Below are 22,911 nucleotides of genomic sequence, written 5' to 3'. Positions count from 1 at the left end.
GTTTATAGTTTAGTAGAATGCCTGCAAGCCGCCTCGCCCAGCCAGCCCCCCTTCGAGCCCTGCTCGCACGTGGGGCCGGGTCGGCCATGGTCTCGGGCTTTCTGCTGGTGGCTCTGCTCACCATGGTCGGCAAAATCGTCGCCTTCGCCAAGGATGCCGTCGTGGCCTCCAAGCTCGGCACGGCGGATGATCTGGACGCCTACATGCTCGTCTTTGGCTTTTTCACCTTTGCCGGCTCAGTGCTCGGAGGTGGCATCCCCGAATCCTTCGTGCCCGCCTACGCCGAACTGCGTGAGCGCCGTGGACTGCGCCGCGCCTACCGCCTCGGGATTCAATGTGCTGCATCGCATTTCGCCGCCTTGCTGATCTGCGGCCTGCTGCTCGCCCTGGCGGCACCTTGGGTGGTCGGATGGGCGACAAAAGGCTTTGATCCCGCCAAACAAGCGCTCGCCGTGAGCCTCCTGCGCGGTCTGCTGCCTTTCCTGCTCTGCTTTGGCCTGGCCCAGCATCTCAGCACATGGCTGCGCGCCGGGAAGACCTTTCTGCTCGCGGCCGCTTCGCCGATGCTCGTCCCCCTCGGCATCGTCGCTTCCTTACTGCTGGCCGGAGATCAGATCAGCGCTTGGACGCTGGTGCATGGCACGGTCTGGGGGGCGGTGGCTCATCTTTCCGTGCTGCTGGTGGCCATCCTCCGCCGTCTGCCGCGCAAAGTGAGCTGGTGGCGCTGCTCCCTGCGCCATTGGGAGCCGGGGCTGCGCGCGGTGCTGCGCAATGCCGTGCCCTTCCTGATCGGCGGCGTCGCCTTTGGCAGTGCGGTCGTCGTCGATCAAACCATGGCGGCATGGCTGGCCGCCGGGTCAGTCGCCGTGCTGGGATATTCGGAAAAAGTCTGCGCCATCGTGCTAGCCGTCACCGCCGGGCCCGCCTCGGACGTGCTTTTCCCGCACTTCGCCGAGCTCGTGGCCAAGCGCGACTGGAACGGCCTGCGCCGCCGCCTCTTCACCAGCGCCGGGATCATCGTCAGCGCGGCGCTGCCCATGACACTGGCGCTGTGCCTTCTCGCACCATGGATCGTCCGCACGCTGTTTGAGCGCGGGGCCTTCGGTCCGCAGGACACCCAGCGCGTGGCCGAAGTGCTGCGCTACGCGGCCTTCCAGATTCCTTTCTACATCCTCGGCACCGTCGCGGCACGCATCGTCATATCACTGCAGGCCTCGCGTTACATGCTCACCATCGCATTCAGCGCCCTCTTTCTCAATGCCTCGCTCAACTGGCTTTTGATGCGCCCACTGGGTGCTGCAGGCATCGCCCTTTCCACCACGATCGTCCACTGCATCAGCGCCTTCGCCACCTGCGCCACCTGCCTCATAGTGATCCGTCGAAAGGAGGCCGCATGACCGCCGCGCCCCCCGCCCACATGATGCCGGCATACATGCAGGCCGCCGCGAAAAACCGTGAGCGCATGGTGAAGCTGCTCATCCTGGCCGCACTCGCTCTACTGGTTCCTACCATGACCAAGTATCTCTCATGGGCGGACGACGTTGGCGCGCTTCCCTTCAAGCCGCGCGACTACACCCTGCTCACCATGGCCGCCGTCGGTGTGATGGTGCTCCTGAACAAGCCCAGCATCTGCCCGCCCGCCTTTCTCATGCTGCTCGTGCCGCTGCTGCGCGTTCTGGATGCCACCTTCCTGCAACGCTTCACCATCACGGCTTTGGGCAGTCACAGCATCGTGGTGATGTCGCTGATCTCCAATTTCCTCGTGACCTTCACCACAGTTCTGTGCCTCTCCGCGCAACCCTGGCGCCGGGTGGCCCTCTGGGTCGGCGTGTGTGTCGCGCTGCTCTCCGCCGGTGGTGTCTATTACGAATGGCTGGGCTTCCGCGCCTTCACGCGCATCCCCGGCCGCATGGCTGGCTTCCCTTCCGACCCAAACGACCCGCCGATCATGATCTGCCTCATGATGAGCGTCGTCTTCACGTTGAATCCACGCTTTTGGTGGAATGTCGTGCTCGTCGCCCTCGTCTCGCCAGCCATCGCGCTCACGCTTAGCCGCAGCGGCATGGCGGTGTACTTCTGCCTGCTGCTCTGCTACATCGTGGGAAACCTTCGCCAGCATTTCATGGGCATGCTGCTGATCGTCGTAGTCAGCATTCCCCTGGCCATCGGCGGAGTGGCTGTTTTGGCCCAGACGTCCACCAAGGTCGGACTCATGACCAACAAAGATACGGCCGACCGCCTCAAGGCCATCTACGAACTCGATTTCGAGCGCATCAAATCTCCCGAACGTAGCAAAGACCTGCAAGATGGCTGGGAAGCCGTCGGTAAAGAACCACTTTGGGGCCATGGCACCGGTGCGGGGACCAGTGTCTGGAAGCCGCACAATCAAGTCGTCTCGCTCTGGATCGACATCGGCATCATCGGCCCGCTCCTGTTCATCGGCGGCATGCTGTTGCTGACCCTCCGCTGTTTCACGCTCAGGTTGCGTGGCTTCTACTGCCTCGTTCCGCTTTGGTTGTTCATCCCTTGCAGCCAGATTATCATTGAATCCCCCCACTACTGGTTCGCCGCTGCTGTCTGCTGTAATCTCGTTTACGCCGGGCGCTTCCGCCTCGTTCTCCACGCACCCACCACGCCGCAGCCCAGCCCCCACACGCCGCTGCCGCAGCCATGAAGATCGCCTTCATCATCCGTGATCTCGGCCGCGGCGGCGCCCAGCGCCAGCTCGTGCTGCTGGCCTGCGGATTGGTGCGTGAAGGCCACGCAGTCAGCGTGCTGCATTTCTATGACGGTGCCTTCCGTGCCGAACTCGAAGCGGGCGGTGTGCAGACGATCTGCATCCACAAAAAAAGCCGCTGGGATCTCGCGGGCTTTTTCTTCCGCCTCATCAAAGCAGCACGCAGCGCCCGCCCCGAAGTGCTGCACGGTTACTTGGCGGAGTCCAATCTCATGGCGCTGCTCTTGAAGCCCCTCTGCGGCTTCCCGCGCATCGTCTGGGGCGTGCGCGATTCCCAGTCCGACGCCCACCTCTGGGGCATGCTCAGCAAGGCAAGCTTCCGCCTCAACTGCCTCCTCGCCCGCTTCGCCAATCTGATCATCTGCAACTCGCAGGCCGGATGCGACTACTACGCCGCCCGTGGTTATCCGCTCAAGAAGATGCACGTCATCCCCAACGGCATCGACACCGAATGCTTCACGCCGCAGCCGCACACACCTGCCAAGGCTCTCACCTTCGGCCTCGTCGGCCGCATGAACCCGATGAAGGACCACGCCACCTTCCTCGCTGCGGCGGCCCTCGATCCGCATGCGAAGTTCATCATCGTCGGCTCAGGCGATGCCGCCTACGAACAGAAGATGCGCGCTCTCGCTGCCAGTCTCGGCATCGCCCATCGCATCACCTGGCTGCCCGCGCAGAACGACATGCCTGCCGTCTATGCGAAGTTCGACTGTCTGGTGAACTCCAGCGCCTTTGGCGAAGGCTTCTCCAATGTCATCGGCGAGGCGATGGCCTGCGGCGTGCCCTGCATTGCCAGCAATGTCGGCGATAGCGCATGGATCATCGGCGACAAAATGCAGACCTTTCCCGTGGGCGATCACACCGCCCTCGCCCAGTGCATGCTCAGATTCCAGCCGCACAATCCACGCCAGCGCATTGTGGATGAATTCAGCGTGGCCAAGCTCATCGAACGCACCAGCCGCCTGCTTTCCAAGAAGGTCCTCTGGATCACCACCGGCCTCGGCAGCGGTGGTGCAGAAATGATGTTGGCCCAGCTCATTCGCGGCCTTCCCAAATTCGAGCACGTCGTCATCTCCCTCACCGCGGGTGGCAAGCACGCCACCGCTTTGCGCGAGGCAGGCGTCGAGGTTCACAGCCTCGACATGCCCGCCGGCAAACCCACGCTGAGTTCCCTCTGGCGCTTGCTCAAAGTCGTCCGCCAAACCCAGGCAGACATGATCATGGGCTGGATGTACCACGGTTGTTTCGCCGCCGTGCTCGCACGCTTCATGCGTTTCAAACGCGTCCCCATCATCTGGAACGTGCGTCAGAGTCTCTACGATCTGAAGCACGAAAAACGCGGCTCCGCGCTCGTCATTCGCGCTCTCGCCAAGCTGTCTTGGTTGCCCAAGCTCATCACCTACAACACACAGACAGGTGCCAGCCAGCACGAAGCCCTCGGCTTTCGCGCAGCGAAAACGCAGCTCATCCCCAACGGCTTCGATCTCACCAAATGGCAGCCCGGCAAGCAGATCATCGGACGCATCGGCCGCTTTGGCCGCAATGCTCCCATGAAGGACTATGCCACCTTCATTGCCGCCGCCAAACTCATCACGGCACAACGCCCTGACACGCAGTTCATCATTGTCGGAGCTGGCACCGAAGAACTCGACGTGCCGCCCAACATCCAGCTTCTCGGCGAACGCCACGATCTGCCCGAACTCACCGCCTCGCTGCACATCGCCGTTTCATCCTCCGCCTTTGGCGAAGGCTTTCCCAACGTCGTCGGCGAAGCCATGGCCTGCGCCGTTCCCGTCGTGGCCACTGACATTGGCGACACCCGCTGGGTCACCGGCGAAACCGGTCATCTGGTAACGCCCTGTGATCCCACAGCTCTCGCGAATGCCTGCATTGAAATTCTCGATGCAGGTGTCACTCCCGATCTCGCCGCCCGCACACGCATTGAGCAGCAGTTCTCCATCGAGAGCGTCCTGAAAAAATTCGCCGCCCTGCTGAACTCATCGTATCCGCTCGCCACCCCCCTTCCCCATCCCTGATTCATGTGCGGCATCGCTGGTTTTTTCACTCCTCCCACTTCGTGCCCCGCGCACGAGATGAGCGCCATCGTCACGGCCATGACGGACGCCATCATCCGGCGCGGCCCCGATGACGCCGGTGCCTGGGTTGACTCAGCCAGTGGCATCGCGCTCGGCCATCGCCGTCTCTCCATTCTCGACCTCTCCCCGCTCGGCCATCAGCCGATGAACAGCGCCGATGGCCGTTTCGTCATCGTGTTCAATGGCGAGATCTACAACTTCCAGGATCTGCGCACCGAACTCGAACCGCTCGGCCACTCCTTTCGCGGCCACTCCGACACCGAAGTCATGCTGGCAGCCTTTTGCCAATGGGGTGTCATCGAAGCCACCAAGCGCTTCAACGGCATGTTTGCCTTTGCCGTGTGGGACAAGCAGGAACGCATGCTGCATCTCGCACGCGACCGCATGGGCGAAAAGCCGCTCTACTACGGCTGGGTGGGTGAAGCGTTCGTGTTCGCCTCCGAGTTGAAAGCGCTGAAACGCTTCCCCGGCTTCAATGCCGCCGTGGACCGCGAAGCGCTCACCGCGCTGCTGCGCTTCAATTACATCCCCGATCCACTCTGCATCTATCAAGGCTTCAAAAAGCTGCCACCCGCTGCGATGCTGAGCTTCAAAGCTCCCTCCGAACGCCCGCAACCCGGCTACTACTGGAGCCTGCCCCACGTCGTCGAACACGGCCTCGACCATCCATTCACCGGCACCGAAGCCGAGGCCATCGACACCTTCGAGTCCCTGCTCAAAAAAGCCGTGGGCATGCGCATGGTCTCCGACGTGCCGCTCGGCGCATTCCTCAGCGGCGGCATCGACTCCTCCCTCATCGTGGCGATGATGCAGCAGCAGAGCGCCCGCCCCGTGCGCACCTTCACCATTGGTTTCCACGAGAAGCAGTACAACGAAGCCGAGACCGCCAAGAGCGTGGCCAAGCATCTCGGCACCGAACACACCGAAATGTACGTCACCGGTGAAGACGCGCTGAATGTGATCCCGCAGCTACCCGCGCTCTACGACGAGCCGTTTGCCGACTACTCACAGATCCCAACGCACCTCGTCTGCAAGATGGCCCGGGAGCATGTCACCGTAGCCCTGAGCGGTGATGCAGGAGATGAGCTTTTCGGCGGTTACGAACGCTACGCCATGGGCCGCAGCCTCCATAACAAATTCGCCTGGATGCCACCCGCCGTGAAGAAGATAGCCTCAGCTGCCCTCACCGTCATGCCAGCAGGCGTGCTGAACAGCATCGGCGCGAAGCTCCTGCCCAAGAGCAAACGCCACATTCCTGTCGGTGATAAGTTGCACAAACTTGCCGAAGTCGTCGCCGCTCCCGGCATGGAGTCGCTCTATCTCAACCTCATGTCCTACTGGAAGAAGCCAACGGACATCGTCATCGACGGCAAAGATCCGGTCACCGCGATCACCAACACCAAAGCATGGCCGCGCGTGAGTGATTTCACCCATCGCATGATGTACCTCGACATGGAGACCTACCTCCCCGGCGACATCCTCACCAAAGTGGACCGCGCCGCCATGGGCGTCAGCCTCGAGGGCCGCATTCCGCTGCTCGACACCAACCTCATCGAGTTCGCCTGGCGCATCCCGTATTCAATGAAAGTACGCGATGGCAAAGGCAAGTGGCTGATGCGCGAAACGCTCTACCGCCACGTCCCCAAGGCCATGATCGACCGCCCAAAGCAAGGCTTCGGCATCCCCCTGGAAATCTGGCTGCGCGGCCCCCTACGTGAATGGGCCGAAGATCTGCTCAGCGAGTCACGCCTGAAACGCGAAGGCTTCTTCCACCCCGCGCCCATCCGCCAAAAGTGGCAGGAACACCTCAGCGGCACCCGCAACTGGCACTTCTACCTCTGGGACATCCTCATGTTCCAGGCCTGGCTGCAGGCGAATATCAAGTAACCGTGATGCCAAGACGCAACCACGCCGAGTTCGTCACACCACCCAGCGCATTCAACAGCACCAGCCCGATGTTCTCATGAATGAGGTACAGCGGGCACGAAATCGCCCCCAAAAAATACCAACAGCTTCGCATTGAGGAAAAGCAAGCCGCGTGGCGCACAGCCCTCACGAAGCGACGATTTTTTGCTCATACTCACGCTCGACCGCCCCAAAACACGCCGCTTGGCTGAATCGGGTTTCCGCGATCTCCCGGTGATTCGAAAGCCTCGCCAGTTCACAATCCCGCACCCATTGCCCGATCACATCCGCAAAGCCCTCCACGTCCTCCTTGCCCGCCGACCAGCAGTGCGACAGACCCATCTCCGTGAAGTCAGTGTTTCCCGGCACCCGGCTCAAAATCACCGGCAGGTCACAGGCCAGCGCCTCCAGCACAGCAAAGGACAGCCCTTCGTAGCGTGATGTCAGGATCATCCCATCCAGCGCCTGATAAAACGACAAGGGCTCGGACAGGTAAGTCTGGCGAATGATGCGCGAACGAATGCCAAGTTGCTCCGCAAGAGCCGCACACTCCGCAGAAAGTTCGCCCTCGCCCAGATGATACAGCCACAATTCCGGCCTGCTTTGGCAAGCTTTGGCAAAGGCATGATACAGCGTCAGCGGATCTTTCTGAAACGCCAACCGCCCCACCGATCCCAGCAGGATGGCATCCGCAGGAACACCCAGAGCCGCACGAATTTCCTGCCGTGTCGCCGCATCTGCGGGCCGGAAACGCAGACAGTCCACCGGATTGGCAATCAAACGCAGCCGCACCTGCGGAATCTTCAAGGTCTCCCGGGCAAACGCCCGCTCGCCATCAGACAGGTTGATCGTAGTGCCGGCACGCCCGAGCACCGTCTCAACCGCATTGAATAAAAGAGCCTTCATCCCCCCCTTGCCCGACAACCCATAATAAGCATGCGGCGTGTAAAAAACAGGCGGCCGCACGCCAAGCCACACCAGAGCACGCACCAGAGCGCCCGCCTTGGAACTGTGCGCATGGATCACATCCGGCCGTGCCTCCTGCACCAGCCTGCGCAGTTTCATCAATGCCGCCACATCACCAGGACCCGGAGCATTGCCCACGGAGAGATTGACCGTCTTGCCACCAGCGGCTGAAACCTTCGCCACCAGTTGTGTCAACCGGTCCGAACCCCGCACATCCGAATAAGCCAGATGAATGCAATGACCGCGCTCCATCATAAACGACGCCAGCGCCTCGACGTGCCGGAACACGCCATCAACTCCAGGCTCGGTGACTAGAAGGATTTGCATCGAAGAACGCCAGTTTAGCACCATTCAGCCCCTCCACGAAAGCAAGGATGCAGTGAAAGTAGCCTTGTTGCTGTGAAACAAGGGAAGGTTCCACCTCGCCCACATTTCACGACACTCCAAGCGGTGGGGTTTGCAGCGCTCCCCCCCTGCTCCGCAGGATCAGTCCTCATCTTCGTCCGCCGCAGCCTTGCCACCGAGAATGATGCCGCGCTTGGTCGTGGCAACGAAATCGGTGAAAGCCGCAGCCTCAGGAGTCAGCGATACCGCACGCAGTTCCGCGACTGCCTGGGCGTTGTTCAAACCACAGCGATAGACTTTGCGAAAGGCTTCACGCAGGGAGCGCATCTGCTCACGGGTGAACCCCGCGCGCTGCAGACCCACGATGTTCAATCCACGCGCACGCGCAGGATTGCCATCCGCCGTGCAGAAAGGTGGGATGTCCTGCACGACTTTGGCGCAGCCCCCAATGATCGAACGTGTGCCGATGCGGCAAAACTGATGCACCGCCGTCAGACCGCCGATGATGACGTGATCTTCCACCACGACGTGGCCGGCGATCGTGCCGTTGTTGGAAAAGATGACGTGATTCCCCACGATGCAGTCATGCGCGATGTGGACGTAGGAGAGGAAGTTGTTGTGGCTGCCGATGATCGTCTTATCCCCAGCAGACGTGGCGCGGTGCACGGAGCAGAACTCACGGAAGCTATTATTGTCCCCCACTTCCAGCCAGGTCGGCTCGGCGCTGTATTTCAAATCTTGGGTCTGCTGACCGATAGAGCCATAGGCGAAGAATTTGTTATTCTTCCCGATCTTCGACGGCCCCATCACCGTCACATGGTGCTGCAGCCAGCAGCCGTCACCAATCTCCACGTCTGCACCAATGATGCAATAAGGGCCGATGTGGACCTCCGCACCGATCTTGGCGGACGGATCAATGATGGCGGTCGGGTGAATCAAGGCTGGCATGCGTGAAGAATCCCTCTTTTTAGCGATCCACCACGCTGAACATCAGCTCAGCTTCCGAAACGACGACTCCGTTGACACTGCAACGGCCAATGCCTGTCGCGATGCTGCGCTTGGTCTTGAGGATTTCCGTTTCGATGAGCAGCGTGTCGCCCGGTAGCACCGGCCTGCGCCACTTCACATTGTTGGCGCTCATGAAGTAGCCAATCTTGCCCTGATTGCCGGGCATGCGCAGCAGCACAATGCTGGCCACCTGCGCCATCGCTTCGAGTTGCAGCACGCCGGGCATGATCGGATGGCCGGGGAAATGCCCCTGGAAGTATGGCTCGTTGATCGTGACATTCTTGATGCCCGTGCATTTCGATTCGCCCTCAAAGCCGATGATGCGGTCCACCAGCAGGAAGGGGTAGCGGTGCGGCAAGATGTTCATCACCTCGTTGATGTCGAGGACAGCCTCGCCACTGGGGATGTTCACCGGTGCAGGCACCATGCTGCGCATCTGGTTGTACTGCGCCACGATGGCGCGGGCCAGCTCCGTGTTCGGCCCGTGGCCGGGACGCACCGCAATGACGTGGCCGAGGATGCGTTTGCCGGAGAGCATCAGGTCGCCCACGATGTCGAGAATCTTATGCCGCACGAACTCATCCGCAAAGCGCAGCGGCTGCTTCGAGAGCAGCGTATCCCCACGAATCACGACCGCCGCTTCCAGCGTGCCTCCTTTGATCAGCCCCTTCTCCATCAGCGGAGCGATGTCCTCATAATACACAAAAGTGCGCGCAGCCGCGATTTCCTTCTCGTAGGTCTCAGGGTTGATCTCCGTGCTGAAATACTGCGTGAAGCGTCCGCCAGGGCCGACGTTGGTACAAGAGATGCGGAATTTCTTGTCGGGAACGATGGTCAGGATGGTGCCGTCACGGGTTTCTTGGTAGATCGGTTCGCGCACCTCGAAATATTTGCGCGCTTCCTTCTGCTCCTGCAATCCAGCGGACTTGATCAGTTCCACAAAGGGCATTGAGCTGCCATCGGCGATGGGCGGCTCATTGGCATCCATCTCGATGATCGCATTGTCCACACCCATGCCTGCCAGCGCAGAGATGACGTGCTCGACGGTGTGAACATTGACCCCGCCTTCGGCGATGGTGGTGGCACGCTCGACCTTTTGGACCTTTTCGACCAGCGCCGGGATGAAGGGTTTGTCCTCCAGATCGATGCGGCGAAATTTGAACCCAAAGTTCTCCGGGGCGGGTTGGAGGGTGAGTGTGACCTGTTCGCCGGTATGCAGCGAGGTGCCCGTCATCGAGACGGACTTGGCGAGTGTATGCTGACGGTCTGGGGCGGCCATAGGCGGGAGCACGTTCGTTAGCGTCGCGGCCCGGTGGGGTCAAAGGGAAATGCTAAGCCTCATCTCCCGTCCTTGGGCTAATCCTGACACCCTCCGCTACCTCTTCCCGATGCACCACAAGTGCTTGTAGCCCCGGATGAAAAGCTGCCCGTCGCTCACAGCCATGGACCCGATGATCTTTTCCCCCATTGAATTGGTCGCCAGCAGTTCGAATTTCGGGCTGGCCTTGAAGACGAAACAATCGCCGATTTGATTCGCCGCATAGCATTTGCCGTCAGCGCTCAGCACCAGCGAAGACCAGTTGTTCCCTTTCAGACGCTCCTGAAACACCACCGCACCCGTCTTGAGGTCCCGGCATTCGGCGATCCCGCCATCACTCAGTATGTAGTGGTAGCCATCACGCACCACCCCGCTGCCGATGCGCTGACTCACCTTCGGCATCTGCCACACACGATGGGTCTCCGTCACATCTCCACTGCCACCCGCCTTCACCGCCAGCGCGGCCCCGCCATAGCCGCTCATGGCGATCATCACACCGTCGGCAAAAAGCGGCGAATTATAAACGAGGTCCGTGAGCCCACCCGAAGTCCACAGCTCCTGGCCCGTGACCGGATCAAAGGCGCAGGCGCGCCGGGGGTAGCACATCAGCAGTTCATAGCGTCCGCCGACTTTGCGCAGCAGCGGATCACCCCACGACCCCAGCCACTTCTTGTCTGTACCCTCGCCCGATGCCCCACCAGGCTCCTTGTGTTGCCAGATCGTTTTGCCAGTCTTCTTGTCAAAGCAGTACAGCGCCGTGTTTTCACCGGGCCCGAAATTCAAAAACACCCGATCCCCTGCGAGCACGGGCGAAGTCCCGTTGCCCCAGATGTGGTGCTGCTTGCCCAGATCCGTGCGCTTCCACAGCTCCTTGCCGCTCATATCGTAGCAAAACACTCCCGCCGAGGCGAAAAACACGATCACTCGCTCCCCATCCGTCGCCGGTGAAGCCGCGCAGTAGGGATTGGTGCCATGCGTGAGCTCAGGCTCCCGGTACACCGTGCCCGCTTCCCAGAGTTTCCTGCCCGTCTTCTTATCAAAGCACAGCAGCAGACGCTTCCCTTCTTTTTCAATGGCCTGCGTCACCAGCACTTTGTCACCCCACACCACCGGCGTCGAATTCCCCCGCTCCGGCAGTTCTACCTTCCACACCACATTCTCTGTTTGGCTCCACTTTTCCGGCAGTTTTGACTCTCCGCTGGTGCCGTCCCCGTTTGCCCCTCGCCACATCGGCCAGTTCTCGGCATGCAGGGAGGCGAGTGAACAAAGAGCAAGGACCAGCGAGAGCGTGTGTTTCATGGTGGTTGAGTGAGAGGCGGATTAAACGTAAGTCCGCAGGCATTCATGTCATTCCCGCGTCCATTGATGCTGAATACTGCCGCCGACTACAGGCTTGCATAAGGAGGCTAGGGTTTCATAACCTCATCCACATCATGGAGCATGTGAACAGAATCCTTCTACTGATGGTCAGTGCGGTCGCCTATGCGTTTGCCTTCCCTCCCTTCGGCTGGTGGCCACTGGCCCTTCTCAGCGTCGGGGTGCTGGCCGGCTTTCTTCATAAGGCACGTCCCTTGCACGGACTCATCGCTGGCTTTTGGTGGGGCATGCTCGCGTTTGGCTCGGGCCTGCCATGGATTTATGAGATCTTCGGCCCGTTCAGCATCCTGCTCTGGGGCCTCCTGGCGGTTTTCCCTGCCATGTTCGGCTGGCTGGTCTGCCTGGCACAACAGCGCGGCGTCAAAACAGGCTGGCCGCTGGCCTTGTTCACCGCTCTGGCCTGGACGGGGACGGAGTTTATACGCTGTGAACTCATGCCCCTGAAATTTCCATGGATGAATCTCGGCCTCGCCCTTGAACCATGGCCCATGGTCTCATGGGTGGGCGTGTATGGATTGGGATTTCTGAGTATCCTCACCTTATCGGCCTTCATTTTTGCTGGCAGAACAGGAGGAGCTGCATTCGTCCTGATGCTGATCATCCTGATCGATGCGCAGGTCGTTTCGGATCGAATTCATTCTCACCCTGACGTCACAGTCGCCGCCATTCAGGCAGAAGGAGCCGCCACCGACACCTACATTGCCTTGGCAAACCAGGCTCCTGCAGGTACGCAGATCATTGTCTGGCCGGAGAACACCATCCCCATCGATGTTCGCACTCCCATATGCTTCGACTGCGATTTTCAAGACGTGGTTCGCAAAATGACCCTGGCAGGAGCCGAGTTTTTCGCCGTGCCCTCCATGGATGCCGCAGGCTGGCCGGCGCGGCAGCACATCCAGCATGCACAACTTTTCCGCGTTCGCGCTGCCGAAAACCAGCGCAGCATGGTGGTAGCTGCATCCTCTGGTGTGTCCCAAATAATCGACACCAAGGGTACCGCCATCCTATCACTGGCCCCCATGAAGTCAGGCACCATCAGCGGCTCCATCGAACGCCGAAACGACCTGACCTTTTACACCCGCACAGGATGGCTGACACCCTGGCTGGCACTCGCCTTGTTACTCATCTGGACCACGTGGCTGCTGGCATTTTCAAAACCGAAAATGCCGCAGCCACCCGATGTCCGTAAAGACTAATCTTCCCCGCTCGCCGCAAGCTGCGCGATGACGTTGATGTCTTCCAGCGTCGTCGTATCGCCCTTGATCAGTTCGCCAGCGGCGATCTGTTTCAGCAAGCGGCGCATGATTTTCCCAGAGCGCGTCTTCGGCAGCGCCGCAGCAAACCGGACCTCATCCGGTGTGGCGACGGGGCCGATGACCTTGCGCACGTGCCGCTTCAACTCATCGCCGAGTTCCCGGTTGGACTTGATGCCTTCCTTCACGGTCACAAAACACACGATGCCCTGACCCTTCATCTCATCAGGACGTCCCACCACTGCGGCTTCAGCAACGGCAGGATGGGAAACGAGGGCGCTTTCCACTTCGGCGGTGCCGAGGCGGTGACCGGCCACGTTGAGCACATCGTCGATGCGGCCGATGATCCAGAAGTTGCCCTTCTTGTCGCGGCGCGCTCCGTCACCGGCAAAGTACCAGCCCTCGAACTCGCTCCAGTAGGCTTCTTGATAGCGCTTCTTGTCGCCCCAGATGCCGCGCAGCATGGAAGGCCACGGCTTGCGGATGACCAGCTTGCCCTGCTCATTGACGCCCACCTCATGGCCAAGGTCATCCACGATAGCAGCATCGACCCCAAAGAACGGCAGCGTGGCCGTGCCCGGTGTCGTCGGAGTGGCCCCAGGGATCGGCGTGATCATGTGACCGCCGGTTTCAGTCTGCCACCAGGTATCCACAATCGGGCAGCGACCGCCACCCACCTTGTTGTGGTACCACATCCAAGCCTCAGGATTGATTGGCTCACCCACGGTGCCCAGCAGACGCAGGCTGCTGAGATCATGCTTCGTCAGCCACTCATCGCCCCACTTCATGAAGGCACGAATGGCAGTCGGAGCGGTGTAGAACACGGTCACTGCATATTCTTCGATGACCTTCCAGAAGCGGTCGTTCTCAGGCCAGTTCGGCGCACCTTCAAACATGAGCGAGGTGGCCCCCAGGGCGAGCGGACCATAGACCATGTACGTGTGGCCGGTGACCCAGCCAATGTCGGCGGTGCACCAGTACACATCATCATCACGTAGATCAAAGACGTATTTGCAGGTCATCTGCGCGTGCAGCAAATAACCGGCGGTGCTATGCAGAATACCCTTGGGCTTGCCTGTGCTGCCGCTGGTGTAAAGAATGAACAGAGGTGCCTCAGAATCCATCGCGACCGGGGCGCATCGAGCGTCCACATATTCCATTTCGCGGTGCCACCAGACGTCACGGCCTTCTTCGATGTGCACATCCTGCTCGGTGCGCCGGTAAACGATCACCGTCTCAACAGGGGTGTCATTGGCCTTGAGCGCGTCATCAACATTCTTCTTCAAGGGAACCACCGCGCCACGGCGGTAGCCGCCATCGGCAGTGATGATGATTTTCGCACCGCAGTCCAGCACCCGATCCTTGATCGACTCGGCGCTGAAGCCGCCGAAGATCACGCTGTGCATCGCTCCGATGCGGGTGCAGGCCAGCATGGCGATGGCTGCCTCAGGAATCATCGGCATGTAGATGATGACGCGGTCGCCTTTCTTCACCTTGTTGCGCTTCAGCACATTGGCAAAGCGGCAGACTTCACGGTGAAGCTGCTGGTAGGTGAGCACACGCTTCTCGCCGGGTTCGCCTTCCCAGATCAGTGCGGCCTTGGTCTTGCGCGGGCCGTCCAGGTGGCGGTCCAGGCAGTTCTCACTGACGTTGAGCTTGCCACCGATGAACCACTTGGCGTTCGGGCATTTCCAGTCGAGCACCTTGGTGTAGGGCTTGGTCCACTGCAACTCCTTGGCCTCACGGCCAAAGAACTTGTCAGGATGCTTGATAGACTCCTCATGCATCTTCTTGTACTGCGCCATCGAGCTGATGCGCGCCTTCTTGGAGAATTCGGAACTCGGTTTGAAGACCCGGCTTTCAGTCATCAAGGATTTGGTATTGCTGACGGCTTTGGCGGCAGTTTTGACAGCTTTTTTCGGGGCGGTTTTAGCGGCGGCTTTCTTACTCATGGCTGGTTGGGGTCGGCGATTAGGAGGCGTAGATTAGAAACCGGAGCCGCCCGCGTGCAAGGTGAAGCTGCATCTACACGCTCCTGACAGGTGAACTTCACCTTGCCACAGCCGCCCCACGCCCTACGGTATCCACCTTATTTGTCATGATTTCCCTGCGCATCAGCCTGTTTGCCCTCCTCTCCGCCTGCTCCAGCGTTCTCGCCCAGCAGTACACCAACAGCATTGCTGCCGTCGTCGATGGCATCCCCATCGCCTCTTCCGAAGTCGAAGAAACCATCAAGGCCCAGGAGCAGGTGATCCAGTTTCAGTTTCGCAATGACCCAGAACGCATCAAAAAGGAAATCGCCCTCCTGCGTCAGGGTGCCATCGAGACGTTGATCGACCGCGAGATCCTTCTGGCCGAGTTCCGCAAAATCGGCGGCGTCCTCAAGGCCCAATACGTCGATGACGACATCAACGGCATCATTCGGGAAAGCTTCAAGGGAGACCGCGACGCCTTCGTGGATGAACTGACCAAGAGCGGCATGACTTTGAAAAAGTTTCGCGAGCTGCGCGAGAAAATGGTCATCATGAATGTCATGCGTGCGCGCAATTCTGGCGAGCATCCACCGGCAACCCCCCGCGAAGTGCAGGAGTACTACGACAAAAACGTGGATAAGTGGCGTGAGGGAGATCAGATCAAAATCTCCACCATCACCATCCCCAAGTTCACCGGCGAACCGGGCTCCACCCCTGAAAAGCAGCAGAAATTCACTCAGGAGCTGCGCACGAAAATTGTGCAGGGAGCCGATTTTGCCTCCGTGGCAAAAACCAATTCACAAGACAGCCATGCGGAAAATGGCGGCTCTTGGGAATGGATGTCCAAAACCGACCTGATGCCCGCCATCGCCAATTCAGCGATGGATCTTAAAACCGGCGGCATCAGCCCCGTTCTCGATCTGGAGTCCAACTTCATCATTGTTTCCTGCGATGCGAAGAAACTCGGCACCGCTCCGGACATCGAAAAGCTGCGCCCGGAAATTGAAAAAATGATCAACCAGGAAAAATCCAAGGGCAACATCGACAAGTGGATGGATACCGTGCGCAAGAAGCACGTCATCAAGCGCTACTAACCCTCCACCGCGCCGCTGGCCTCAATCCCTTCCTCACCATGATCCAGATCGTTTTCAATGACATCAGCGCCGCAGAGCTCTCCCACCTGCCTACACAGGTGCAGTTTCACCTGCTGGAAGCACTGAACATCCAGCCCGCTGATATTGAAGAGACGATTCTCGCCAAACGCTACGGCGTGCTGGAGCGCGGCGGCAAAAAACTCTACCGCTGCCGAGCAGGCGACCACCGCATCTATTTCGGCGTCGTTGATGGCAATGTGAGCGTCCACCGCGTGCTGCACAAGAACACCCTCACCGACTTCCTCTTCCGCAGCAATCTGCCCGGTGGCGGCGAAGACGAGGCCCTGAGCCAGTCCAAAAGCTTTTGGCACCTGATTGATGAAGGCGCCAAGACCCTCAAGGTCGCTTAGCCTCCCTCAATGGCGAATTCGTCACCCAGAGTCATGCGGCATTCGTTCTATTAGCCATGCTCACTCTCGACGCCCTCCTCTCCGACGAATCCCTGCGTCAGCAGGAGTTTCCGGTGATCAAAGACAGCCTGTTTCTCGGCCATGCTGGCGTCACCATCCTGCCGCGCCGTGTCACACGCACGATGCAGGACTACCTCGAACAATGCTGCCTGCGCATGCAGGAGTATCCCGAGGCATGGAAAGCAGTGAACGAAACACGCGTCGTTGCCGCTGAATTGATCGGTGCCAAAGCCAGCGAAATCGCCCTCATCGGCCCCACCTCGGTCGGCCTCAGCTTGGTCGCCAACGGCCTGCCCTGGCAGGCGGGTGACGAAGTCGTCTGCTATCTCGATGACTATCCCGCGAATGTCTATCCGTGGACCGACCTCGAACGCCACGGCGTCGTCTTAAAGCGCCTCCTACCCGCCGCCCCCGGCGCGATCACCCCCGAACTCGTCGAGGCCGCGCTCACGCCCAAGACCAAACTCGTCGCACTTGCCTCCTGCCATTTCCTCAGCGGTTACCGCATCGAAATCGACCGCATCGGCCGCATGCTGCGGGAGCGGGGCATCTTGTTCTGCCTCGATGCCATCCAAACCGTTGGAGCCTTCGAAACCCGCGTCGATCACGTCGATTTCCTCTCCGCCGACTCCCACAAATGGATGCTCGGCCCCATGAGCGCCGGCATCTTTTACGTGAGGGAAGAACTGCAGGACATGCTGCGCCCCAGCCTCCTCGGCTCCTGGAATGTCCAAAGCCCCAACTTCATCGCGCAGGAAGAAATCGCCTTCGAGCGCGGCGGTCGTCGCTACGAACCCGGCGCACTCAACATCTCCGGCATCCTCGGCATGAAAGCCGGCATCGACTTGATTCAAGAAATCGGCCTCCCCGCCATCAGCACCCAGCTTTTAAAGCTCAAAGCCCGCCTGCACGCCGGATTGCAGCCACTAGGCTTCACCTTCCTCGGCCCCGATCCACAAAGCATCAACGCCTCCTGCATCACCACCGTGCAGCATCCCCACCGCCCTCTGGCGGACATCTCCGCACACCTCAGCGCAAACAGCATCACCACCTCCCTCCGCCACAATCGCGCCGGAGAACCCCTCCTCCGCTTCAGCCCCCACTTCTACAACACGGAAGCCGAGATGGACCGCGTGGCGCAGGTGATCGGCGAGGCTGCGTAGCTGTTTTCGCATGAGAACCCGCCCCATCAATGACCGTGCGGAAGCTACGCCTGTCGACTGCCAGGCATGCGTGAAGATGCAGGGACCCGCAGAAAAACTAGACACCATCAAATCCATTCAACTTAGCTTGAAGGAAATGGCCACAGGCAAAACAAGCCCAGACAAAGCTGTGTATCAGCGTTTGCTAGGACTATGATGTGTACTTGTCACTGTGAGTTCATCTATTGTCTCTCGCAGTCAGAATCCCATCTTCGAATACGCGATGTAGGGATAAAACACGGAGAAGATCATCAAGACCGTTCCAACGATGATCAATCCATACCTGAGTTTTTTTGTCTGCCCGTCGCTTGATGACTTCAGATCAAGGAATCCACAAAGGATGAATAAAATGGCTCCAAGCTGCCAAATTCCATCTTGCTGACCACGCAGGGACAGCATGAACATGAGATCGTTTTCAGACAGCTTGACAGCCATCTGATGCATTTTTTCCTGACTCTCTTCTGAGGCAACCTCCTTGAGCATGGGCAGGGAGAGCAGCAAGCTGACTCGGTGCAGCAGAACCGCAATCACGAAGCCAAAAGGCGCGAGAAACCCATGCTGCTTTTTGGCACGCAGTGTCAATACTAACGCAAGCCACAGAGCAACCAGACCGCTTACAATGATGAGCCAGTTGAGCGCCGTATGCATGGCAGCACGATCTACCTCCTCACCGTCGCCGGCAACGTCTTCTCCAGCGCCGTAAGAATGGCCGTATGAGCGGCATCCACTTCAGCAGTTTCGAGGGTTTTGTCAGCGGAACGATAGGTGAGCGTCCAAGCGATGGACTTGCGGTCCTTGGCGATCTTGGTGCCCGAGGGATCAGCGAAGACATCGAAGACTTCGGCTCCCACAAACAACGGATGTTTCTGCGTCGCGAAGAATGCGGCGACTTTCGCGTGTGCCAAATCAGCAGGGACTTCCATGGCGACATCACGGGTCATGCCCGGGAAGCGCGGAAGCTCCTCGAATTTCGTCGGCCCAGTGCTGCCCTGGCGCAGAGCGCTGAGAAGCAATTCAGCCACATAGACCGGATGACGGGCGTCGATTTCACGCGCACGCGCAGGGTGAAGCTGCGCGATCCAGCCGAGGATGCGATTCCCTGCGCGGAGTTCGCTGGTCAGAAGATAGTTGGCGCTGTTTTCCTTCACGGGACGGACTTCGAGAGGCGTGCGCGTGAGATTTTGAATCTGCCCGACAAGTTCATGGACATCAGCAGCCTGGGGTTCACGGCCATGCCAGCTCGTCGGCGACACAGGGCCGCTGAGAAGCACCGCAAGCCGTTCCTCTTCGCGGCTGCCGCCCTTCGGCAGTGTGAGGAAGACACGACCGAGTTCAAAGAAACGCAGACGATGCAACCCCTGGCGGATGTTGAGCGCCGCTGTGGCAATGAGGCCTGGCACAATGCTCGGACGCAGCGTGGTATGATCTTCGCTGAGCGGATTTTTCACAGCCACGCCTTGTCCACCACCGAGTGAGTCAGCGAGTTGAGCATCGGCAATGAGACGCAGCGTCTGCGCTTCAAAGAATCCGCGGCTGGCCAAAGTCTGGCGCAGGTTCATCGCAAAATCATACGCACGGTCCGCAGCATCGACCGGCGCAGCGACAGCGACCTGGCGTGATGGCACTCGGTCCAATCCGATGACTCGCGCGATTTCTTCCATGAGATCGACAGCGCGCAAAAGATCAAGGCGATAGCTGGGGATCATCCACTGACTCTCGTGTTCGCTGGCGGACTTTTGGGTGAGACCCAGCTTGTTGAGGATGGCGCGGATTTCATCGCCCGTCATGTCAGGCGTACCGAGCAGCTTGCGCGCACGGTTTTCATCCAGCGTCACTTCACCGACCAGCGCAGGCGCTGCTCCAGCGACTTGCACCACGTCTTCCGCAGTGCCTCCGGCGATTTCGAGGATCAGTTTCGTGGCAAGTTCAGAGCCACCCTGCACCTGCTGCGGATCAATGCCGCGCTCAAAGCGATAGCTGCTGTCGCTGCTCAGACCAAGGCGACGCGAGGTGCGGCGGATACCGCTCGGTGCGAAGTAAGCGCTTTCCAGCAGGACGTTAACGGTCGTTTCAGTCACACCCGTTTCCCCACCACCCATCACACCCGCGATGGCCACAGGGCGCTCGCTGTCGGCAATGACAAGGTCGTCAGTCTGCAAGGCGTAGCTCAGTCCATCCAGCGCCAGAAACTTTTCACCTTCGGATGCCAGGCGCACGACGATGCCGCCCTTAAGCGTGTCGAGGTCAACGCAGTGCAAAGACTGCCCCATCTCCATCATGACGTAGTTCGTGATGTCCACGATGCTGTTGATCGGACGCAGACCGATGCTCTCAAGGCGACGACGCAGCCACTCCGGACTAGGGCCGACTTTGACGCCCTTGATGAGACGCGCAGTGTACAGCGGGCAGGCCTCAGCAGCCTTGATCACAATTTGCTCCTCGGCAGCAGCCTTCACTTTCGTGCTCGTGCTCGCGTTCGCATGATGGCGTTCCCCCTTGAGCGGCAGGCCGGTGAGCGCTGCAAGTTCACGGGCAAGACCGAGATGACTCAGGAGATCGGAACGATTAGGCGTGATCTCAAGATCGAAAAGCACATCGGCCGGATTGAGCTTGTTGAACGGCGTGCCCACGGGGGAATCAGCCGCCATGATGAGCAGGCCGCCGGTGTCCTCGCCAATGCCAAGTTCCGTTCCGCTGCAGAGCATGCCGAGAGAATCAACACCACGCAGCTTGCCTTCCTTGATGGCGAATCCGCCGGGCAAAACAGCCCCCGGAAGCGCGAGCGGCACCTTGTCGCCTGCTTTGAAATTCTTCGCACCACAGACGATCTGCCGCAGCGTGCCGCTACCATCATCCACCTGACAAACGCTGAGTTTGTCAGCATTCGGATGCTGCTCAAAGGACTGAATCTGCGCGACAACGACTTTATCGGTCGCGACACCACGTTCTTCAATGCCTTCGACTTCCACACCCGCAAAGGTGAGGAGATCGGAAAGCTGCGGGACAGTATAAGAACTCAGATCAAGATGAGTGCTGAGCCAGGAGAGGGAAACTTGCATGATGCGGAACGGGGTTGGACAGGATTAACAGGATGACAAAATTTTGCAGGATTGGCGCGGTGATTTACGGGGCGGCGCTCACTAAGGCGCGATCTGAGATTGCAGTTTTGGGCGGTAAGTTCGGAACTTGTGGCGCCAGTCGAGACTCTTGGAGCCAAAGTTGATGATGAGGCCATCTTCGATGCTGGTGGACGACAGATAGTTCACCGTTTGAGTTTCGTGCGCCTTGGAGATTGCTTCACAGGATTTAAGTTCAATGAGCGTTTTCAGACCACCAGTTGTGACGACGACATCGGCTTCAAATTTTCCCACCAGCTTGTCTTTGTAGAAAACATTCAGCGGCACATTCGATTCAAAGCCAAAGCCAGCCGCAGCGAGTTCGATCTCCATCGCGCGATGATACACGGACTCCAAAAACCCAGGGCCAAGCTCACGATGGATGCCCATCGCCATGCCAATCACCTGGTGTGTCAATTCGTCGATCGTCATCAATCGTCCTTAAGTTAATCCTGAAATTCTGGAATCTTGTAAATCCTGTCAAAAGCAGCTTCCTCACGCCGCAAACTGCTGCAAAAACCGCACGTCATTCTCAATGAGATGACGAATGTCGGTGATGCCATGCATGATCATGGCAAGACGGTCGAGGCCAAGGCCAAAGGCAAAGCCCGTGGTCGTCTCCGGATCAAAGAGCGTATCACCCCGCGCCTTGTTGATCTCAGCAAAAACGGCAGGATCCACCATGCCACAGCCAGCGATTTCAATCCATCGGGCCTCTTTCCCCTTCGCTTCAAGCTTCACGTCGATCTCGAAGCTCGGCTCCGTGAATGGGAAGAAGTGCGGACGGAAGCGCACCGCAGTGCCAGCGCCGAAGATCTCGCGGAAGAAGTATTCCAACGTGCCTTTGAGATCGCCCAGGCTGACGTCCTGATTGACGTAAAGACCTTCAAGCTGATTGAAAACGCTGAGGTGCGTAGCATCGATTTCATCACGGCGATACGCAGCACCAGGAGCAATGATTCGAATGGGCAGCGCCTTGGCCGCCTCCATCGTACGAACCTGAACACTGGAGGTGTGCGTGCGCAGCAGACGCCCATCAGGAAGGTAGAAGGTGTCTTTCTCATTACGCGCCGGATGGTCGGCAGGCGTGTTCAGCGCATCAAAGCAATGCCACTCCGTTTCAATCTCCGGCCCTTCAGCCAAGGCGAAGCCCATGCGGCGTAGCGTGCGGATGGCGAGATCACGAATCTGCGTGAGTGGATGCAACGCGCCGACGCCTGCGCCCGGACGGCCCGGCAGCGTGATGTCGATGCCTTCCACTGCCTTGCCATCTTGCGCAGCTTGCAACGCCAGTTTCTTCGTGTCGATGCCTTCAGTGATGGCGGTGCGGACTTCGTTGAGCTTGGCGCCCACTTCCTTCTTCTGCTCGACCGGCACATCCTTCATGCCCTGACTGAGAGCGGTGACACTGCCTTTTTTGCCCAGGAAGTTGACGCGCACAGCTTCGAGCGCGGATTCATCCTGTGCGGCGTCAAGCGCGGCAAGGGCTGTGATTTTGAGAGAGTCGAGTTCGGAAAGCATGGAACCGGCCACTTAGCTGCGAGATGGCCCGCATGCAACCTTTGGAACAGCCCAGCCTCACCCTGCAAAGTAAACACTCAGGCACGCAGCAGCTCCGGACTGCGCAGCGTCAGTTCCGTCACCTCCGGCGGAGCACCAATACGCATGGGCACTCCCACGCAGCCAATCCCCCGGTTCACATACACCTGCAGGCCGCCCACTTCGTAGCGTCCGGCGAGATACTTTTTGCCAAACTTAGCGCGCCGGAGAGACATCGGCGTCTTGCCACGGAAGACGAGCTGGCCGCCATGCGTGTGCCCGGAAATTTGCAACGCCTTCACACCTGCTTCGGCAATGGTGTCGGCAGCGTCCGGTTCATGCATCATGAGCACCAGCGGCTGGTGTTGCTTCCAGTCCTGCAGCGTTTTTCTCACATCCGGCCTGTTCACATACATGGAGTCAAAACCACCAAGAATGAGCGTGCCCGATTCCGTGTGGATGCGGCGAATCTCATTGCGCAGCACGGGGATTTTGCGCTCCGTGAGCGCCCG

Annotated in this window: 17 protein-coding genes and 1 pseudogene; 8 read left to right on the top strand and 10 right to left on the bottom strand. The window is 59.4% G+C overall.

All coding sequences use genetic code 11. From position 1 onward, the window contains the following. Positions 1-17: 17 nt before the first annotated feature. The 4 genes from PSV43_RS18665 to asnB are packed head-to-tail and all read left to right on the top strand — an operon-like array spanning position 18 to position 6,720. Complete coding sequence (locus tag PSV43_RS18665) at positions 18-1,397, top strand: lipid II flippase MurJ (protein ID WP_300200899.1); 1,380 nt, start codon at positions 18-20, stop codon at positions 1,395-1,397. A 20-nt stretch (positions 1,398-1,417) separates the two neighbouring features. Continuing rightward, positions 1,418-2,674 (top strand): O-antigen ligase family protein, encoded by a 1,257-nt coding sequence (locus PSV43_RS18660; protein WP_300200896.1) that lies wholly within the window; start codon positions 1,418-1,420, stop codon positions 2,672-2,674. After that, positions 2,671-4,773 (top strand): glycosyltransferase, encoded by a 2,103-nt coding sequence (locus PSV43_RS18655; RefSeq protein WP_300200893.1) that lies wholly within the window; start codon positions 2,671-2,673, stop codon positions 4,771-4,773. The genes PSV43_RS18660 and PSV43_RS18655 overlap by 4 nt, the downstream gene beginning before the upstream one ends. A 3-nt stretch (positions 4,774-4,776) precedes the next feature. After that, positions 4,777-6,720, top strand: a complete 1,944-nt coding sequence (asnB, locus tag PSV43_RS18650) for an asparagine synthase (glutamine-hydrolyzing) (RefSeq protein WP_300200890.1) — start codon at positions 4,777-4,779, stop codon at positions 6,718-6,720. Between the two features lie 165 nt (positions 6,721-6,885). On the opposite strand, the gene PSV43_RS18645 is transcribed toward asnB, so the two are convergent. The 4 genes from PSV43_RS18645 to PSV43_RS18630 all read right to left on the bottom strand — a co-directional run bounded on the left by PSV43_RS18645 (position 6,886) and on the right by PSV43_RS18630 (position 11,674). Further along, complete coding sequence (locus tag PSV43_RS18645; RefSeq protein WP_300200887.1) at positions 6,886-8,031, bottom strand: glycosyltransferase; 1,146 nt, start codon at positions 8,029-8,031, stop codon at positions 6,886-6,888. A gap of 159 nt (positions 8,032-8,190) precedes the next feature. After that, a complete protein-coding gene (gene lpxA / locus PSV43_RS18640) occupies positions 8,191-8,997 on the bottom strand; it encodes an acyl-ACP--UDP-N-acetylglucosamine O-acyltransferase (protein ID WP_300200884.1) in 807 nt (268 codons plus the stop codon). A 19-nt stretch (positions 8,998-9,016) separates the two neighbouring features. After that, a complete protein-coding gene (locus PSV43_RS18635; RefSeq protein WP_300200881.1) occupies positions 9,017-10,336 on the bottom strand; it encodes a bifunctional UDP-3-O-[3-hydroxymyristoyl] N-acetylglucosamine deacetylase/3-hydroxyacyl-ACP dehydratase in 1,320 nt (439 codons plus the stop codon). Between the two features lie 96 nt (positions 10,337-10,432). After that, positions 10,433-11,674: a PQQ-binding-like beta-propeller repeat protein gene (locus tag PSV43_RS18630; RefSeq protein WP_300200879.1), complete on the bottom strand. Its 1,242-nt coding sequence runs from the start codon at positions 11,672-11,674 to the stop codon at positions 10,433-10,435. A gap of 134 nt (positions 11,675-11,808) precedes the next feature. Between PSV43_RS18630 and PSV43_RS18625 the strand changes: the two genes are divergently transcribed. Then, a complete protein-coding gene (locus tag PSV43_RS18625) occupies positions 11,809-12,948 on the top strand; it encodes a nitrilase-related carbon-nitrogen hydrolase (protein ID WP_300200875.1) in 1,140 nt (379 codons plus the stop codon). On the opposite strand, the gene acs is transcribed toward PSV43_RS18625, so the two are convergent. Continuing rightward, entirely contained in the window at positions 12,945-14,873 is a 1,929-nt protein-coding gene (gene acs / locus PSV43_RS18620; protein ID WP_345784677.1) for an acetate--CoA ligase, read from the bottom strand. The genes PSV43_RS18625 and acs overlap by 4 nt on opposite strands. A 230-nt stretch (positions 14,874-15,103) precedes the next feature. On the opposite strand from acs, the gene PSV43_RS18615 reads away from it, so the two are divergent. Genes PSV43_RS18615 through PSV43_RS18605 form a run of 3 tightly spaced genes read left to right on the top strand, consistent with a single transcriptional unit; the run spans position 15,104 to position 17,705 of the window. Then, a complete protein-coding gene (locus tag PSV43_RS18615; RefSeq protein WP_300200871.1) occupies positions 15,104-16,072 on the top strand; it encodes a peptidylprolyl isomerase in 969 nt (322 codons plus the stop codon). Positions 16,073-16,110: 38 nt separating this feature from the next. Continuing rightward, a complete protein-coding gene (locus tag PSV43_RS18610; RefSeq protein ID WP_300200869.1) occupies positions 16,111-16,482 on the top strand; it encodes a hypothetical protein in 372 nt (123 codons plus the stop codon). A gap of 56 nt (positions 16,483-16,538) precedes the next feature. Beyond that, positions 16,539-17,705 carry an aminotransferase class V-fold PLP-dependent enzyme gene (locus PSV43_RS18605; protein WP_300200867.1) on the top strand — a complete coding sequence of 389 codons (1,167 nt, stop codon included), beginning with the start codon at positions 16,539-16,541 and terminating at the stop codon, positions 17,703-17,705. A gap of 237 nt (positions 17,706-17,942) precedes the next feature. On the opposite strand, the gene PSV43_RS18600 is transcribed toward PSV43_RS18605, so the two are convergent. From PSV43_RS18600 to PSV43_RS18580, 5 genes and pseudogenes are all read right to left on the bottom strand, one after another. Then, positions 17,943-18,392, bottom strand: a complete 450-nt coding sequence (locus tag PSV43_RS18600) for a hypothetical protein (protein ID WP_300200863.1) — start codon at positions 18,390-18,392, stop codon at positions 17,943-17,945. A gap of 11 nt (positions 18,393-18,403) precedes the next feature. Then, positions 18,404-20,803, bottom strand: coding sequence for a phenylalanine--tRNA ligase subunit beta (gene pheT / locus PSV43_RS18595; RefSeq protein ID WP_300200860.1), 2,400 nt, complete (start codon positions 20,801-20,803; stop codon positions 18,404-18,406). An 81-nt stretch (positions 20,804-20,884) separates the two neighbouring features. Then, on the bottom strand, positions 20,885-21,292 hold the full coding sequence (locus PSV43_RS18590) for a GxxExxY protein (protein ID WP_300200858.1): 408 nt from the start codon (positions 21,290-21,292) through the stop codon (positions 20,885-20,887). A 63-nt stretch (positions 21,293-21,355) separates the two neighbouring features. After that, positions 21,356-22,381: a phenylalanine--tRNA ligase subunit alpha gene (locus PSV43_RS18585; protein ID WP_300200855.1), complete on the bottom strand. Its 1,026-nt coding sequence runs from the start codon at positions 22,379-22,381 to the stop codon at positions 21,356-21,358. A gap of 77 nt (positions 22,382-22,458) precedes the next feature. Then, a pseudogene (locus PSV43_RS18580) lies at positions 22,459-22,911 on the bottom strand (metallophosphoesterase); the annotation flags it as partial.

The sequence above is a fragment of the Prosthecobacter sp. genome, from assembly GCF_029946185.1.
GTDB lineage: Bacteria > Verrucomicrobiota > Verrucomicrobiia > Verrucomicrobiales > Verrucomicrobiaceae > Prosthecobacter.
The sequence above is the reverse complement of the archived record's forward strand: the minus strand, read 5'-3'. Positions and strand labels throughout refer to the sequence as shown.